Origin of the sequence: Extibacter sp. GGCC_0201, assembly GCF_017566055.1 — a bacterium.
Taxonomy (GTDB): domain Bacteria; phylum Bacillota; class Clostridia; order Lachnospirales; family Lachnospiraceae; genus Extibacter.
In genome coordinates, this window is sequence record NZ_JABFCH010000008.1 from 146,409 (window position 1) to 160,329 (window position 13,921).

Below are 13,921 nucleotides of genomic sequence, written 5' to 3' on the forward strand. Positions count from 1 at the left end.
TTATTCCTCATTTTCTTCTGCAAACGGGTCTTTCCCTTCCGGAATTGCTATATTCAGCACCATGGCTACCAATGCCGCAGGGACGATGCCGGAACCTCCGAAGACATAGCCCACCCACTCCGGGAGCTGGTTCAGCACGTCTGCCGTAGAGCCGAGCCCGTAGCCGAAACCGAGTGCCACCGCCACAATCGTGACAACCCTGTTATTGACGCCTCCCTTTGTCACAAGCTGGATCCCGCTGACTACGATAGACGAGAACATCATGACCGCAGCGCCGCCAAGCACGGACTGCGGCATCATCTCGAACAGAGCGGCAATCTTGGGAAAGAATCCACAGAGCACGAGGATGCCCGCGCCCATGGACAGCGCGAACAGATTGACAATCTTCGTCATCCCCACAAGCCCCACATTCTGGCTGAAGGAAGTGTTAGGCAGCACTCCGAAAAATGAAGCAAATGAAGATCCAAGACCGTCACATATGACTCCGCCTGACAGCTCCTTATCCGTAGCTTCTCTGCCGAGACCGCCTTCTGTAATGCCGGAGATATCTCCTATGGTCTCAACTGCCGTGACAATGAACATAATCAGTATCGGTACGACCGCCTTGACATCGAAGACAAACTTGACCGGCATGAACTTAGGCAGTGCGAACCAGTCCGCTCCTGCCACCTTCCCCCAGTCCAGTACCCAGGAGCATGTAGCGGTGACCGCCTTCTGCGTCCCGGCATCCACATACTCATATGTGGTCGGAAGGAACAGTGCCAGCACCGCACATACGATATATCCGATGATAATGCCGAACAAGATAGATGCCGCGCTGCTGATTCCTTTTGTAAAGTGCTTAAGCAGGATGATGCTTACCAGCACGACGGCACCTACGAGCAGATTCACCGGAGATCCGAAGTCGCCGTTCGTATTGCCGCCGCCGAAGGAATTGATGCCGACAGATATGAGCGAAAGCCCGATGGCCATCACTACCGTGCCGGTCACGACCGGCGGGAAGAACCGTCTCAGAGGTTTCAGAAAGAAACCGAGCACCCCCTCGAACAGCCCTCCAATCAGGCTTGCACCAAGTATAGCACCGTAGGCAATCACACCGCCGCCCATGGATGCGCATATCCCCTTGCTCACTCCGATGAATCCGGAGCTCGTCCCCATGATAATCGGCAGCCTCGCGCCGACAGGCCCTATGGTGAAGAGCTGGACAAGCGATACCACCCCAGCTATGAGCATAGCGCTCTGCAGCACATCTCTCAACACTCCCGCATCTCCAAGTCCGCACATCCCTCCGATAATCAGCAGCGGCGTCAGGTTCCCTACAAACATGGCGAGCACATGCTGCAGCCCAAGTACAACCGCCTGTCCGAACGGAATCCTCCCTTCCAGTTCATAAGGGCTTGCATATGTCTTAGCTTTCTCATTTCCCATTCTCTCTTCCTCCTGTGTAAAACTCATACTTCAAAAGAGTACCATCGATGTCATGCCTTGTCAATGGTCTGGGATTCCATCATGGAGGGGCATCGTTGCAAACCTCCTTTTATACTCCGTCTCAATCCAGATAAGTCTTCTTGTATTCCTCCCGGACGTCTTCCGGCACGAGCCTGCCCCCTGTAGCCCATGCGATATGTACCGCGTCTTTCATCTTGTCTTCCAGCCCGTGCTCCCGGATATAGGCGCGTGTCTCCTCATACTTAAGCAGTCTCGCAGGTCCATCAAACGCCGCACATGCGCTCGGCTCCAGGAAGATGTCCTCCGTCTCAAGAAGATTACGCATGTACTCGTACAGCCACTTGTCTTTCAATGTAAATTCCCCGCTTAGGAGCGGTTCCATCACCTTGCCGACAAAACCTGACGGACGCCCTACGGCCAGCCCGTCTGCATGAGTCAGGCCGGTCAGTCCGACATCCTGTACAGAGATGTCGTTGTGCAGCCCTGTAGCCATGCCGAGCAGCATGCACGGGGCCTGTACCGGCTCTACGAAGAAGCAGTGTACATTGTCCCCCCACAGTTCCTTGAGCCCGAACGTAACCCCGCCCGGAGCTCCGCCGACGCCGCACGGGATGTAGACGAACAGCGGATGGGCTTCATCTACCTTGACGTCCAGCTCTTCCAGCTGGCTTCTGAGACGCTTTGCAGCTACCGCGTAGCCCATAAATAGATTCTTTGAATTCTCATCATCGATAAAGTAGCTCTTCGGATTGGCGTCTGATTCCCGTCTGCCGTTTTTAACCGCCTCGCTGTAGTCGGATGCATATTCGACCACTTTCACCCCGTGGCTTCTCAGCATGTCCTTCTTCCACTGCCTTGCATCCGCGGACATATGGACGATGACTTCGTAGCCCACGGCCGCGCTGGCGATTCCGATACTTAGGCCCAGATTTCCTGTGGAACCGACCTGTATCGTATACTGGCTGAAGAATTTCCTGCACGAATCAGACGCAAGGACGGAGTAGTCATCCCCTAGCGTTATCAGACCTGCTTCCAGCGCCAGATCCTCCGTGTGCTTCAGCACTTCATAGATGCCGCCTCTCGCCTTTACGGAACCGGCGATCGCGAGATGGCTGTCCTGCTTTACCATCAGGCGTCCCCGGATGCCACTTCCATATGCCTTGTCCAGATACGCCTGCATCTTCGGCACCGGAGTCAGCACGGACTCGATGAGCCCGCCCCGGTCAGCGGTCTCTGGAAAGCATTTCACGATGAACGGGGCGAAACGGGCCAGTCTGTCCTCCGCGTCTTCGATATCTTCCATCGTCACCTCCAGGCTGACTTCCCCGTAGGGCCTGAGCCCGGGATTGACCCATGCGGTCTCCTCCGCAGCTGCAATCTTCTTTACAAGGGGTATCTCCATAATCTTCTTATCCATAAGGCACATCCTCCTCTACTTATTTTATACATTTTAACACAACTGCATAATTATTACTATCATGACAGATACGTATTATAACTGTTTGACAACCCGGACTTTCAGTGTTATAATACACGAAAATCAAAAAACCGATGATGAGGAAGTTATGCTGCCAAACGGTCTTAAGCGAATCCGGGATGGTGTAAGCCGGACAGACGCCAGTGACAGCAAGTGGGCCTCAGAGGGCAAGGTGAACGTATTCCAAGTAGCCGAGACGCAGAGGCCGGCGTTAAAGGGCCGGGGATGTTGTCATGCATCCTGCTGAGAGGGTATGTCCATACCAAGCAAGGTGGCACCGCAGGAGTTCAGCCTGTCCTTGAAAACAATTGTTTTCAAGGACTTTTTTTATTGCATGCGCAGCCGCGCTTCCTGATAATAACTAACAGAAAGGACGATGTCAATGAATGATGAATTTACACTGTACGATCTAAAGGTAGAAGTCATCGGCTCAGATAAGCCGATGGTATGCAGCCATGAGGTGGGGGACTATTTTCTCGTAAAAGGGGAGAATCTCGTATTTCCACAGAACTCCTCTTTCTCCATGTATTCTCTTGCGGCCCTTCTCCCACTTCTCCCTGCGAAGCAGAGAGAGCTGCACGAAAATGACTGGATGCTCTCCGACTCTGTCATCGCCTGCCCGGATCCCAATTGCGGGGCCAGGTTCAAAATCACACGAATCGGGACCCGGACGCTGCGGCATTCTGAATGTACTGTTGAAAGCATACGTTCAAAAAACGATGACCTTATAAATCAGACGGAGGAACACGAGAATGAATGAGAGAATTGAACTGACCAAAGACTATACCATCAGCCGGGTACTGAACGGCTGCTGGCAGCTGTCGGAAGGACACAGCCTGCAGGCCCGCCTTGATTTCAAGGATGTGATGCATGCATTCCATATGCTGGTGGAACAAGGCTTCACTACCTTTGACTGTGCGGATATCTATACCGGGGTGGAAGAATTTATCGGTACATTCATTACGGAGTTGAAGGCCGGGCACGGAGTCTCTGCAGACGACATCCAGATCCACACGAAATACGTGCCGGATATCAATTATCTGAGCCAGGTGGATTATGCATTTACCGAGCGTATTATCGACCGCAGCCTGAAGAGGCTGAACCGTGACACTCTGGACCTTGTACAGTTCCACTGGTGGGACTATGACGTGCCGGGCTGTGTGGAGACGGCAGGCAGCCTGCTGCGGCTGAAGGAAAAGGGGAAGATACGCAATATCGGGGTCACGAACTTTGATACGGCCCATCTGGAGGAGCTGGTAGATGCCGGAATACCGGTCGTGTCCATGCAGGCCCAGTATTCCCTGTTCGACAGGCGTCCGGAACGCACGCTTCTCGAATACTGCAGGGCAAATGATATCAAAATGCTCTGCTACGGTACGTTGTCCGGCGGATTCCTGTCAGAGAGATGGATCGGGGAAGCCGCCGCCGAGCCTGAGACACGCTCTCAGGTCAAGTATCTCCAGATTATTGAAGATACCCTTGGATGGGAGGGCTATCAGGACCTGCTCCGGCTGCTGGCCGGCATTGCGGAAAAATATCATGTAAGCATATCCAACGTGGCATCCAAATATATCCTGTGCCAGGACGGCGTGGCGGGAGCCATCATCGGAATACGCAACAGCCGCCATGTACGGTCTAATGCCAGAATCTTCGGATTTGAACTGACGGAAGCTGAAATCTGCAAGATAAGGGACTTCCTGCGGGAATATCCCGCGCCGGAAGGAGAGCCCTTTGAGCTGGAACGTACCGTCGGTTCCAAATACCGCAGCATCATGCACATGAATATCAATGAAAAGGAACAAAGTTAACTGCACAATAGGAGAATCAATGACATGGAAAAGAAAAAACTTGAATTCAGAGGAGGGTGTGGCGTGGCATTCCTCCCGGTATGCATCTTCTTATTCTTCTGTATCTTATACTTTGTAGTGTTTAAGACGTTCGAGATGTATGCCCTTGCAATGGGAGCTTTCGTCGCGCTTCTGATCAGCGCCCTGTTTACGAGAAGAGGGGATTACGAGCGGTTTTGGGAAGCCGTGTATGCCGGCGCCAGAGAGGCAGTTCCGGTGACGGTACTATTACTTATCATCGGCATGTTTTCGGCCATGATCAAAGCGACCAATATCTCAACCGGTTTTGTGTGGCTTGCAGACAGCCTGAACGTGGACGGAGGCCTGTTTACAGCATTTACATTCTTTGCCGTATGCGTCATCGCCTCTGCCACCGGATCCTCCCTCGGGACGATGTTCACCTGCTTTCCCATCTTCTATGCAGCCGGCATCCTACTCGGCAGCAATCCGTCCGCCCTTGCGGGCGCTATCGTATGCGGCGGAATCTTCGGTGACAATGTGGCCCCGATATCAGATACGACTATCATCTCAGCCGGCACGCAGGAATATACGAAGAAATCCGGGTTTGCAGATGTAGGCGGGTGCGTTGCCAGCCGCCTGAAGTATTCGCTTGCAGCCGGCGCCATCTCCTTTGCCTTATTCTGGATCTTCGGCGGCGGCGGAACTTCCGGAAGCGGAGCAAAAGAGATTCTCGCTGAAAATAAGAATCCTGTCACCCTGGTAATGCTCGTTCCAGTGGCGCTTATGCTGATTACCGCCGTAAAGACACGGAACATCTATAAGGCGATTACGGTGGGGCTGATTCTTGGAACGATTATCGGGCTGGCCTTCCGTCTTCTCACCCCGGACAGCATCCTTTCTGTCAAAGACGGTGCCCCCGCCGGATTCCTCACGGATGGCATCAATGGCATGATTGCCACCATAACCCTCGTAATCTCCGTGTACGGCATCATGGGCGTACTTACGGCAGCCGGGGCTCTGGAAAGGATTACAGACATGATTCTCGGGAGCAGGCTTGGCAAGAGCGCCTGCGGTGCGGAGATTGCCATGATGCTCGGCATCTCTGTCACTACGATGTTCTTCGGCGGCGTGACGAGCGCCTCTATGGCGACCTTCGGAAAGATTCAGAACGAGATTGGAAAGCGTGCCGGCCTGCACCCTTACCGCCGCGCCAACCTCCTTGACGGTTTTGCCAATTCTATCGTCCTTGCCGTCCCTTTCCTGAGCGTCTTCGTATTCATCGGCTCCTCCCTCACAGCCGGATATGAATACGCCCAAGCACTGTCTGTCACCCAGGTGGGGGGATTCATGTTCTACTGCTTCTCTCTGTTCCTCGTATTGCTCTTCTCCGTGATTACCGGATGGGGGCGGACGTATGAAGGAGACGGCGGACGTCCCGTGAAAAAAGCCGACGGTGAGATATCGTTCTAGTCATAAATTATGCGTTACATAAGAATTTCCAATAGAATAAAAAGGAGCCAGAATCGGCCTTACCGGCCTGATTCTGGCTCTTCTTGCATGCAAAGCCCATTACAGGAATATGTATTTTAGGATAAACAATATGGCCAGTATGTACATGAGCAGACTGATCTTCTTCTCCTTCGCCTTTCCTGTGAGCAGATTCAGCGCTACGAAAGAGATGACTCCCATGGAGATACCTTCGGAAATGCTGTAGAAGAACGGCATCGCCAGAATACAGATATAACATGGAATCGACTCGGCATAATCTTCAAAATCGATATTCACTACGTTCGTCAGCATATAGAAGCCTACGACTACAAGAGCCGGAGCTGTGGCAAATGAAGGAATCGCCAGGAAGATTGGTGACAGGAACAGCGCAAGTCCGAATAGAATCGCCGTCGTTACCGCGGTAAGTCCTGTCCTTCCTCCCTCTGATACGCCGGATGCACTCTCTACATATGTAGTAGTTGTCGTCGTTCCCAATACCGCGCCTGCCGTCGTCGCTACGGCATCCGCCAGCAGGGCACCCTTGATACGCGGAAGTTTTCCCTCTTCGTTAAGCATGTTTGCTTTGGAAGATACGCCAATCAAGGTCCCAATCGTATCAAACATATCTACAAACAGGAACGCAAATATGACTACGACAAAGTTAACGGTAAAAATTCCTGAAAAGTCCAGCTTCATAAATACCGGCGCCAGGCTTGGTATGGACAGTCCTCCGCTAAAATCCGGGAGCAGCCCGTAGAATCCAAGTTCCGGGTTCGGTACATAGAGTCCGGCAAACTGGCAGATAATACCGAGCACCCAGGTAATCAGGATACCCCAGAGAATATTACCCTTTATGTTCTTGATGACAAGTATACCGGTAATGATGATGCCGATGACCGCCAGAAGCACGGTGATACCCACATCATTAAAGGATGCCTCCACTCCTTTGGCCGCATTGTATCCGTCCAGCGTAAACAGCTGGAGCAGTGTAGATCCTCCCGTGACTACATTGGCATTCTGAAGGCCGATGAAAGCGATGAAGAGGCCGATGCCAACGCTTACTGCCGCTTTCAGGTTCTTTGGAATAGCGTTGAAGATGGCCTCACGCACATTTGTAAGGGAAAGGATGATAAAGATGATACCTTCCACGAACACTGCGGTGAGCGCTACCTCCCACTTATACCCCATTCCCAGTACGACCGTGTACGCAAAATATGCGTTCAGCCCCATACCAGGCGCAAGAGCAAATGGATAGTTGGCGCAGATAGCCATAAGCAGCGTACCAACGAGAGCGGCAAGAGCAGTCGCTGTAAAGATTGCCCCAGAATCCATGCCGGTAGCGGACAGGATGCTCGGATTGACAGCCAGAATATACGCCATCGTCATGAATGTCGTGATTCCGGCCAGAATCTCTGTCTTCACATCTGTACCGTTATCACTGAGTTTGAATAGCTTTTCTAACATTGAATTCCCTCCTTTGTAGTATTTGTTCTCTCTTTCCTACATGAATAGTATAGCATATTTTAGTGTAACAAAACAGACCCGTAATGTAAACGGGTCTGCTTAATTTTATGACTCCCGGATTTTTTTTCTGAGCGGAAGCACCATGCCGGGAGATACCGACAGTTCATCGATTCCCATAGACAGGAAGGTACCGGTCAGCGCCAGGTCGGAGGCCAGCTCTCCGCATATGCCGATCCATCTGCCTTCTGCGTGTGCGCTCTCTGCCGCCATACGAATCATGGCGAGTACGGCGGGATGATGGGCGTCATAGAATTCATCCAGCTTCTCATTCTGCCTGTCGATCGCCAGCGTATACTGGGTCAGGTCGTTCGTTCCTACGCTGAAGAAATCAACCTCTTTTGCCAGTTCACGGCTCACCATGACAGCGGCCGGCGTCTCTATCATGATTCCGATTTCCACGTCTTCCCGGAAGCTGATGCCTTCTTCTTGCAGTTCCGCTTTCACCTCTTCGATGATTTCTTTGATCTTCTTTACCTCTGCTACCGAAATGATCATCGGGAACATGATGGCTATCTGCCCGAAGGCGGAAGCCCGGTACAACGCCCTAAGCTGCGTCTTGAAGATGTCGGTCTGCGTGAGGCAGATACGAATCGCCCGGTATCCGAGCGCGGGATTCTCCTCCTTGTCAAGACCGAAATACTCTGCCTGCTTGTCTGCGCCGATGTCGAGCGTCCGGATAATCACTTTCCTACCCGCCATATTCTCTGCTACCGTCTTATATACTCCAAACTGCTGCTCTTCCGTCGGGTACGTGCTGCTCTCCAGATAGAGGAACTCGCTTCGGAACAGCCCGATACCGCCTGCGTCATTCTTAAGTACAGCTCCGACGTCGGCCATATTGCCTATATTGGCATATACGTCTATCTTCTGCCCTCCCGCCGTGATATTATCCTTCCCTTTGAGCTGCAGCAGAAGTTCTTTCTGTGCCATATCTTCCTGCTGCTTCTTCTTCATCCGTTCCATCGTCGGCGCATCGGGCTCGATGTATATCTTGCCTTCAAAGCCGTCTACAACCGCAGTCCTGCCGTCATACTCCGGCCTGAGGCCTTCTCCCGCCCCAATGACTGCCGGAATATTCATCGTCCTGGCAAGAATCGCCGTATGGGAATTGGACGATCCATACATCGTCACAAATGACAGCACCTTTTCCTTGTCCAGCTGCACCGTCTCGCTCGGCACGAGATCGTCGGCCGCGATGATGACCGGCCCGTCGATTGACATCGGGCTCCCCTGGCTTTTGCACAGCACATGGAGAAGCCGTTCGGACACATCTCTGACGTCAGCGGCACGTCCTTGCATATACGCGTCATCCATCGCCTGGAACATAGCCTCATAATTGTCGGCTGTAGTGCCGATGGCGTACTCGGCGTTCACTTCCTGGGTCGTAATTATATTGACGACGGACTCTACATAATCCAGATCCTCTAGCATCATCTGATGTATTTCGAAGATCATGGCGTTCGCCTCGCCCACATCTTCCATCGCCTTGTCATGCAGTTCCTGAAGCTCCAAGGAGGCTTTGGCCCTGGCTTCTTCAAACCGTTTCACTTCCTGATCCGTATCCTTCACATGGCATCTCTTGATAGTAATCTCATCTCTTTTATAAAATGCAATCTTACCGATTGCGATACCGCCGTATACACTTTTACCTTCTAACGTAATCATCTCGAACCATTCCCTTTTTTGCAGTGAATTATAAGTTTTCCTTCATAAATGCTTCCAGCTCGCTGACAGCCTTCTCTTCGTCATCACCTTCAGCCGTCATGAATACTTCCTCGCCGCACTTGGCACCAAGCCCCATCACGCCAAAGATTCTCTTGGCATCCGCGCTCTTCTCGCCTTTTCCAATCTTTATCTCAGACTGGAATCCATTCGCCTTCTTGACGAGAAGTCCTGCTGGCCTTGCGTGGATTCCTTCCTTGTCCGTGAGTACATACCTAAATTCTTTCATAATCTTCTCTCCTTTTCTTCCTTAATATGATACTGTCAGGTTCCAAACAGATTACAGAACCATGTGCCTGATGCTGCTACCGTTTTTCTTCCGGAAGCGGCCGTTTCAAAAGTACGATTCCGGCCATGGACACAACAGCGCCTGCTGCCATCGCCAGTAAGAACATCGGTGCATTTTCGATAATCCCGATGACAAAGATGCCGCCATGAGGTGCTCTGGATCCACAGCCGAAGGCCATGGAGAGCGCCCCAGCCACCGCGGAGCCTAGCACGCACGGAGGAATGATACGAAGTGGATCCGCTGCTGCGAACGGAATCGCACCTTCTGTTATAAAAGACAGCCCCATGATATAGTTCGTTATGGTCGTCTGCTTCTCGTTCTTCGTGAACCGGTTCCTGAAGAATGTCGTCGCAAGCGCGATTGCCAGTGGAGGCGTCATGCCTCCTATCATGACCGCCGCCATGATATCGATCTGGCCGCTCGCGATTGCTGCCGTACCGAACACATAGGCGGCCTTGTTGAACGGACCTCCGAAATCAATGGACATCATGCCGCCAAGCACTGCTCCGAGCAGAATCTTACTGGATTCTCCCATCCCTGCCAGCATGTCATTCAGCCACGTATTGAATGCTCCTATCGGCGGATTCACGATATATATCATGATGATACCCATAAACAGGATACCTAAGAAAGGAAACAGCAGCACCGGTTTCGTACCCTCCAGCGACTTTGGCAGCCTGCCAAGCAGCTTCTTGATGAGCACCATGAGGTATCCGGCCACAAAACCGGCGATAAGTGCTCCGAAGAAGCCCGATGAGATCCATTCCTCCTCCGGAAGCATGACAGAAGTTCCTGCCTTGGCCAGAAGGCCGCCCACGATACCTGGCATGAGTGCCGGCCTGTCACCGATAGCCATAGCGATATAACCTGCAAGTATCGGGAACATCATTCCAAATGCCGTATTGCCGACTGTGTTGAAGAACAGCGCCAGAGGGCTCCCCTTGCCAAAGTCCGCTCCTCCGGCATTGGCCCCGTCCACGAGGAAGGATAAGGCAATCAGGATACCGCCGCCGATGACGAACGGAAGCATGTGGGACACGCCGTTCATCAGGCTCTTATATATCTTGCGTCCGAGGCTTTCCCCATCATCAGACATGCTCTCTTCTTCGCCGCCTTTGCTGTGGTAGACAGGAACATTGCCGCTGACAGCTTCTGTAATCAGCTGTTCCGCTTTGCTGATGCCATTTGCCACCTTAGTCATAAGGACCGGCTTACCGTCAAACCGTGCCATCTTGACATCCTTGTCCGCGGCGATGATGATGCAGTCACATGCGGCTATCTCGGCAGCTGTCAGAACATTCTTATCTCCACCTGAACCATTCGTCTCTACCTTAATCGTATATCCCATCTCTGCAGCTTTGTTCTCCAGGCTCTCCGCCGCCATATACGTATGGGCGATTCCGGTCGGACACGCGGTGACTGCCAGTATGCGGAAGGCTTCCCCTGCCGGCTTTTCTTCTTTTTTTTCTACTTTACTTTCTTCTTCCTGATCTTCCGGAAACTTGGCACGCTCGGCCTCATCTATTACTTTCAGGAATTCATCTGCGGATCCTGCCATCATAAGATGCTCCCGGAAGCTGTCATCCATAAGCAGCATAGACAGCCTGCTAAGTACCTCCAGATGTATATTGTCTTCCGTATCCGGTGCCGCAATCAGGAAGATAAGGTGTACCGGCTGTCCATCCAGCGAGTCATAATCTACGCCGTCTTTTACCACCATGGCTGCAAGCCCCGGGGCCTTGACCGCATTCGTCTTGGCATGTGGTATGGCGATTCCTTCTCCGATACCTGTCGTACCTTCTTCTTCCCTTTTATAGACGCCTGCCCTGTACGCATCTATGTCGGAGATATTGCCCCCTGCCGCCATGAGTTCCACCATCCGGTCAATGGTCTCACCCTTCGTGTTCACTGCACCATCCAGTTCAATGCTTGCCTTTTTGAGCAAGTCTACGATTTTCATGATATACATTCCTCCTATAATCTATACTCTGACGGTTCTTCCCCGAGCAGCTCCACTATCTCTTCTTTGCCGGCCAGCCAGCTCGTGAAGGCCGTGGCGCTTCCCGCCGCAATGCCCAGCTTAAATGCTTTTTCGTAGTCTCCCGTATTCATCCACCCGGTTAGAAATCCTGCTACCATAGAGTCTCCGGCACCTACCGAATTTTTAACCTCGCCTTTGGGCGGCCGGCCTTTGCATATCGTCTGTTCTTCCGTTAAGAGGATAGCTCCGTCCCCCGCCATAGACACGAGCACATTCCGGGCCCCTTTCTCCTGTAGCATGCGGGCATGCCGTATGATATCTTCTTCTGAATCCAGCACTGTGCCAAACATCTCGCCCAGTTCATGGTTATTCGGCTTTATTAGAAATGGATGATACTTCAGTACGTTCAGCAGCAGCTCCTTCGTCGCGTCTACCGCGATGTGAATCTCACGTCCATCTAGCCTCGCCATAATCTTCTCGTAGATATCCGGCGGCATCGTATCGGGAATGCTTCCTGCCAATACAAGAAAGTCGCCTGCTTCCAGACTGTCCAGCCGCCCATACAGCTCTTGCAGCGCCTCTTCCGTAATGGAAGGGCCCTGTCCGTTAATCTCTGTTTCCTGTCCGTCATTAATCTTGACGTTGATTCTCGTAAACCCCTGCCCAAGCCTGATAAAATCTGTATCGCAGCCGCAGCCGTTCAGCATCTGTTCCAGCGCATCCCCGGTAAAGCCGGCTACGAATCCAAGCGCCCTGCTCTTGCGCCCAAGATTCGAGAGCATGACAGAGACATTGTTGCCTTTGCCGCCCGGATAGATATGCTCGCCTGCCGTCCGGTTAATCTCACCCGGGGTAAGCTTCTCCGTCTGGATTACATAATCCAGCGACGGGTTGAAAGTTACCGTATAAATCATCCTTCTACCTCCACTACATTCCTGCAAGCCCTGTATGAATCGTCATGCAGCCTTGTCGTCACCACCGTGCAACCGTCAAAATCTGCAAATGTCACGGATGAGACCTGATTGATTTTGCTTGAATCTGACAGTATATAACTTTTCCGGCACTGCGAGACTGCTTTCTCCTTCACGAGCGCCTCAGTGATATCCGGTGTCGTGAAGCCTTTGTCCCTGCTCACGCCGTTCGTCCCAAAAAACCCCTTCGTGAAGTTGTATTTCTTCAGGCTCTCTATAGCCTCTGCCCCGACTATCGCTTCTGTCGCCTCTTTCAGCTCTCCCCCGAGGAGATAGACACTGCATCCTTTTTTCAGCAGCTTCTGCGCATGCCCAATGGCATTGGTCACATATACCGCATCCAGCTCTGTAACATAGTCAATCAGCAAATCCACGCTGCTCCCCGCGTCCATATAGACAAAATCATCTTTTTCTATGAGCGCGGCGGCATGCTTTGCAATCGCCACCTTCTCTTCAATATTCAGGTCTCTTCTTACCGACAGCGATGCGTCCTTCGTCATAACCTCCAGATTCACCGCCGTCGCCCCGCCGTGCACCTTGATAAGGCTGCCTTTCCGGTGCAGCGCGGTCAGGTCTCTCCTTATGGTGGATTCCGATGTGTCAAGCTGCTCGGTCAGTTCCTGGACCGTAACCGTCTTTTTGTCATTTACAAGCTTAAGTATCTCGTTGTAACGTTCCTCCGCCAGCATATTAGTACCTCCAGTCTTTAAGATAGTCATTATCATTCATATTCTTCCAATTTCGTTCACTTCTGTTATTATAATATAATCATTTTCAGTCATTGTCAATTAAATTCCGCCAATAATAACCACCAAAAAGAACTTTATTTTATTATGCACATTTGACAAAGAGATTATCAGAATAGTTTTTCTTTTTAAAATGTTCTATACTGTTATTCAGTGGCATTACTATATGGCTCGAATCTGGAGAATAGATGATATGAGATATGTAAAAATTATATTAGAAAATATTCTGATAACATGGGCATATGCGTTCCTGACCGTTCCCCATAAGATAATAAATGGCGGCGTGACGAGCTTTTCCATGATCGCTGCCTCGTTCCTCCACTCGGACACCGCATTGATTGCCAACGTTATCACGCTCCTGCTGCTTGCATCCCGCAGGATAAGGGCTACGGAAAGGATTCTCCGCCTCTCCCGCTTACACCTGCGCATCTCCCACCCGGCTCCCCGCCCGCTATCTACTTCACTT

Annotated in this window: 12 protein-coding genes; 4 read left to right on the plus strand and 8 right to left on the minus strand. The window is 51.7% G+C overall.

The annotated features are described in order from the left end of the window. Complete coding sequence (locus tag HJV72_RS07620) at window positions 1-1,428, minus strand: uracil-xanthine permease family protein (RefSeq protein WP_208070029.1); 1,428 nt, start codon at window positions 1,426-1,428, stop codon at window positions 1-3. Window positions 1,429-1,549: 121 nt separating this feature from the next. Next, complete coding sequence (dsdA, locus tag HJV72_RS07625; protein WP_305798497.1) at window positions 1,550-2,866, minus strand: D-serine ammonia-lyase; 1,317 nt, start codon at window positions 2,864-2,866, stop codon at window positions 1,550-1,552. A 442-nt stretch (window positions 2,867-3,308) separates the two neighbouring features. On the opposite strand from dsdA, the gene HJV72_RS07630 reads away from it, so the two are divergent. From HJV72_RS07630 to HJV72_RS07640, 3 genes are read left to right on the plus strand one after another with little or no spacing between them, the layout of a single operon-like run. Further along, window positions 3,309-3,686: a TIGR04076 family protein gene (locus HJV72_RS07630; RefSeq protein ID WP_208070032.1), complete on the plus strand. Its 378-nt coding sequence runs from the start codon at window positions 3,309-3,311 to the stop codon at window positions 3,684-3,686. Next, a complete protein-coding gene (locus tag HJV72_RS07635; protein WP_208070034.1) occupies window positions 3,679-4,734 on the plus strand; it encodes an aldo/keto reductase in 1,056 nt (351 codons plus the stop codon). Before HJV72_RS07630 ends, HJV72_RS07635 begins: the two co-directional genes overlap by 8 nt. A gap of 24 nt (window positions 4,735-4,758) precedes the next feature. Then, entirely contained in the window at window positions 4,759-6,204 is a 1,446-nt protein-coding gene (locus HJV72_RS07640; protein ID WP_208070036.1) for a Na+/H+ antiporter NhaC family protein, read from the plus strand. A gap of 99 nt (window positions 6,205-6,303) precedes the next feature. Here the strand turns inward: HJV72_RS07640 and HJV72_RS07645 are convergent, their stop codons facing one another. The 6 genes from HJV72_RS07645 to HJV72_RS07670 form a co-directional block, all read right to left on the minus strand. Beyond that, window positions 6,304-7,686, minus strand: a complete 1,383-nt coding sequence (locus HJV72_RS07645) for an NCS2 family permease (RefSeq protein WP_208070038.1) — start codon at window positions 7,684-7,686, stop codon at window positions 6,304-6,306. A gap of 105 nt (window positions 7,687-7,791) precedes the next feature. Next, window positions 7,792-9,411 carry a phosphoenolpyruvate--protein phosphotransferase gene (ptsP, locus tag HJV72_RS07650; RefSeq protein ID WP_208070040.1) on the minus strand — a complete coding sequence of 540 codons (1,620 nt, stop codon included), beginning with the start codon at window positions 9,409-9,411 and terminating at the stop codon, window positions 7,792-7,794. 28 nt (window positions 9,412-9,439) lie between these two features. Beyond that, the gene (locus HJV72_RS07655) at window positions 9,440-9,697 is read right to left on the minus strand and encodes an HPr family phosphocarrier protein (protein WP_208070042.1); all 258 of its coding nucleotides are present in this window, start codon (window positions 9,695-9,697) and stop codon (window positions 9,440-9,442) included. 76 nt (window positions 9,698-9,773) lie between these two features. Continuing rightward, window positions 9,774-11,717: a PTS fructose transporter subunit IIABC gene (locus HJV72_RS07660; protein WP_208070044.1), complete on the minus strand. Its 1,944-nt coding sequence runs from the start codon at window positions 11,715-11,717 to the stop codon at window positions 9,774-9,776. Window positions 11,718-11,731: 14 nt separating this feature from the next. Next, window positions 11,732-12,652: a 1-phosphofructokinase gene (pfkB, locus tag HJV72_RS07665; protein WP_208070046.1), complete on the minus strand. Its 921-nt coding sequence runs from the start codon at window positions 12,650-12,652 to the stop codon at window positions 11,732-11,734. Next, window positions 12,649-13,398: a DeoR/GlpR family DNA-binding transcription regulator gene (locus tag HJV72_RS07670; protein WP_208070048.1), complete on the minus strand. Its 750-nt coding sequence runs from the start codon at window positions 13,396-13,398 to the stop codon at window positions 12,649-12,651. Before HJV72_RS07670 ends, pfkB begins: the two co-directional genes overlap by 4 nt. A gap of 250 nt (window positions 13,399-13,648) precedes the next feature. On the opposite strand from HJV72_RS07670, the gene HJV72_RS07675 reads away from it, so the two are divergent. Then, window positions 13,649-13,921: YitT family protein (locus HJV72_RS07675; protein ID WP_208070049.1), on the plus strand; the 273-nt coding region annotated here is incomplete at its 3' end.

What these genes read in the sequence shown, in the direction of transcription:
- HJV72_RS07620 (WP_208070029.1), bottom strand. Translation starts at nt 1,428, where the DNA reads ATGGGAAATGAGAAAGCTAAGACATATGCAAGCCCTTATGAACTGGAA.
- dsdA (WP_305798497.1), bottom strand. Translation starts at nt 2,866, where the DNA reads ATGGATAAGAAGATTATGGAGATACCCCTTGTAAAGAAGATTGCAGCT.
- HJV72_RS07630 (WP_208070032.1), top strand. Translation starts at nt 3,309, where the DNA reads ATGAATGATGAATTTACACTGTACGATCTAAAGGTAGAAGTCATCGGC.
- HJV72_RS07635 (WP_208070034.1), top strand. Translation starts at nt 3,679, where the DNA reads ATGAATGAGAGAATTGAACTGACCAAAGACTATACCATCAGCCGGGTA.
- HJV72_RS07640 (WP_208070036.1), top strand. Translation starts at nt 4,759, where the DNA reads ATGGAAAAGAAAAAACTTGAATTCAGAGGAGGGTGTGGCGTGGCATTC.
- HJV72_RS07645 (WP_208070038.1), bottom strand. Translation starts at nt 7,686, where the DNA reads ATGTTAGAAAAGCTATTCAAACTCAGTGATAACGGTACAGATGTGAAG.
- ptsP (WP_208070040.1), bottom strand. Translation starts at nt 9,411, where the DNA reads ATGATTACGTTAGAAGGTAAAAGTGTATACGGCGGTATCGCAATCGGT.
- HJV72_RS07655 (WP_208070042.1), bottom strand. Translation starts at nt 9,697, where the DNA reads ATGAAAGAATTTAGGTATGTACTCACGGACAAGGAAGGAATCCACGCA.
- HJV72_RS07660 (WP_208070044.1), bottom strand. Translation starts at nt 11,717, where the DNA reads ATGAAAATCGTAGACTTGCTCAAAAAGGCAAGCATTGAACTGGATGGT.
- pfkB (WP_208070046.1), bottom strand. Translation starts at nt 12,652, where the DNA reads ATGATTTATACGGTAACTTTCAACCCGTCGCTGGATTATGTAATCCAG.
- HJV72_RS07670 (WP_208070048.1), bottom strand. Translation starts at nt 13,398, where the DNA reads ATGCTGGCGGAGGAACGTTACAACGAGATACTTAAGCTTGTAAATGAC.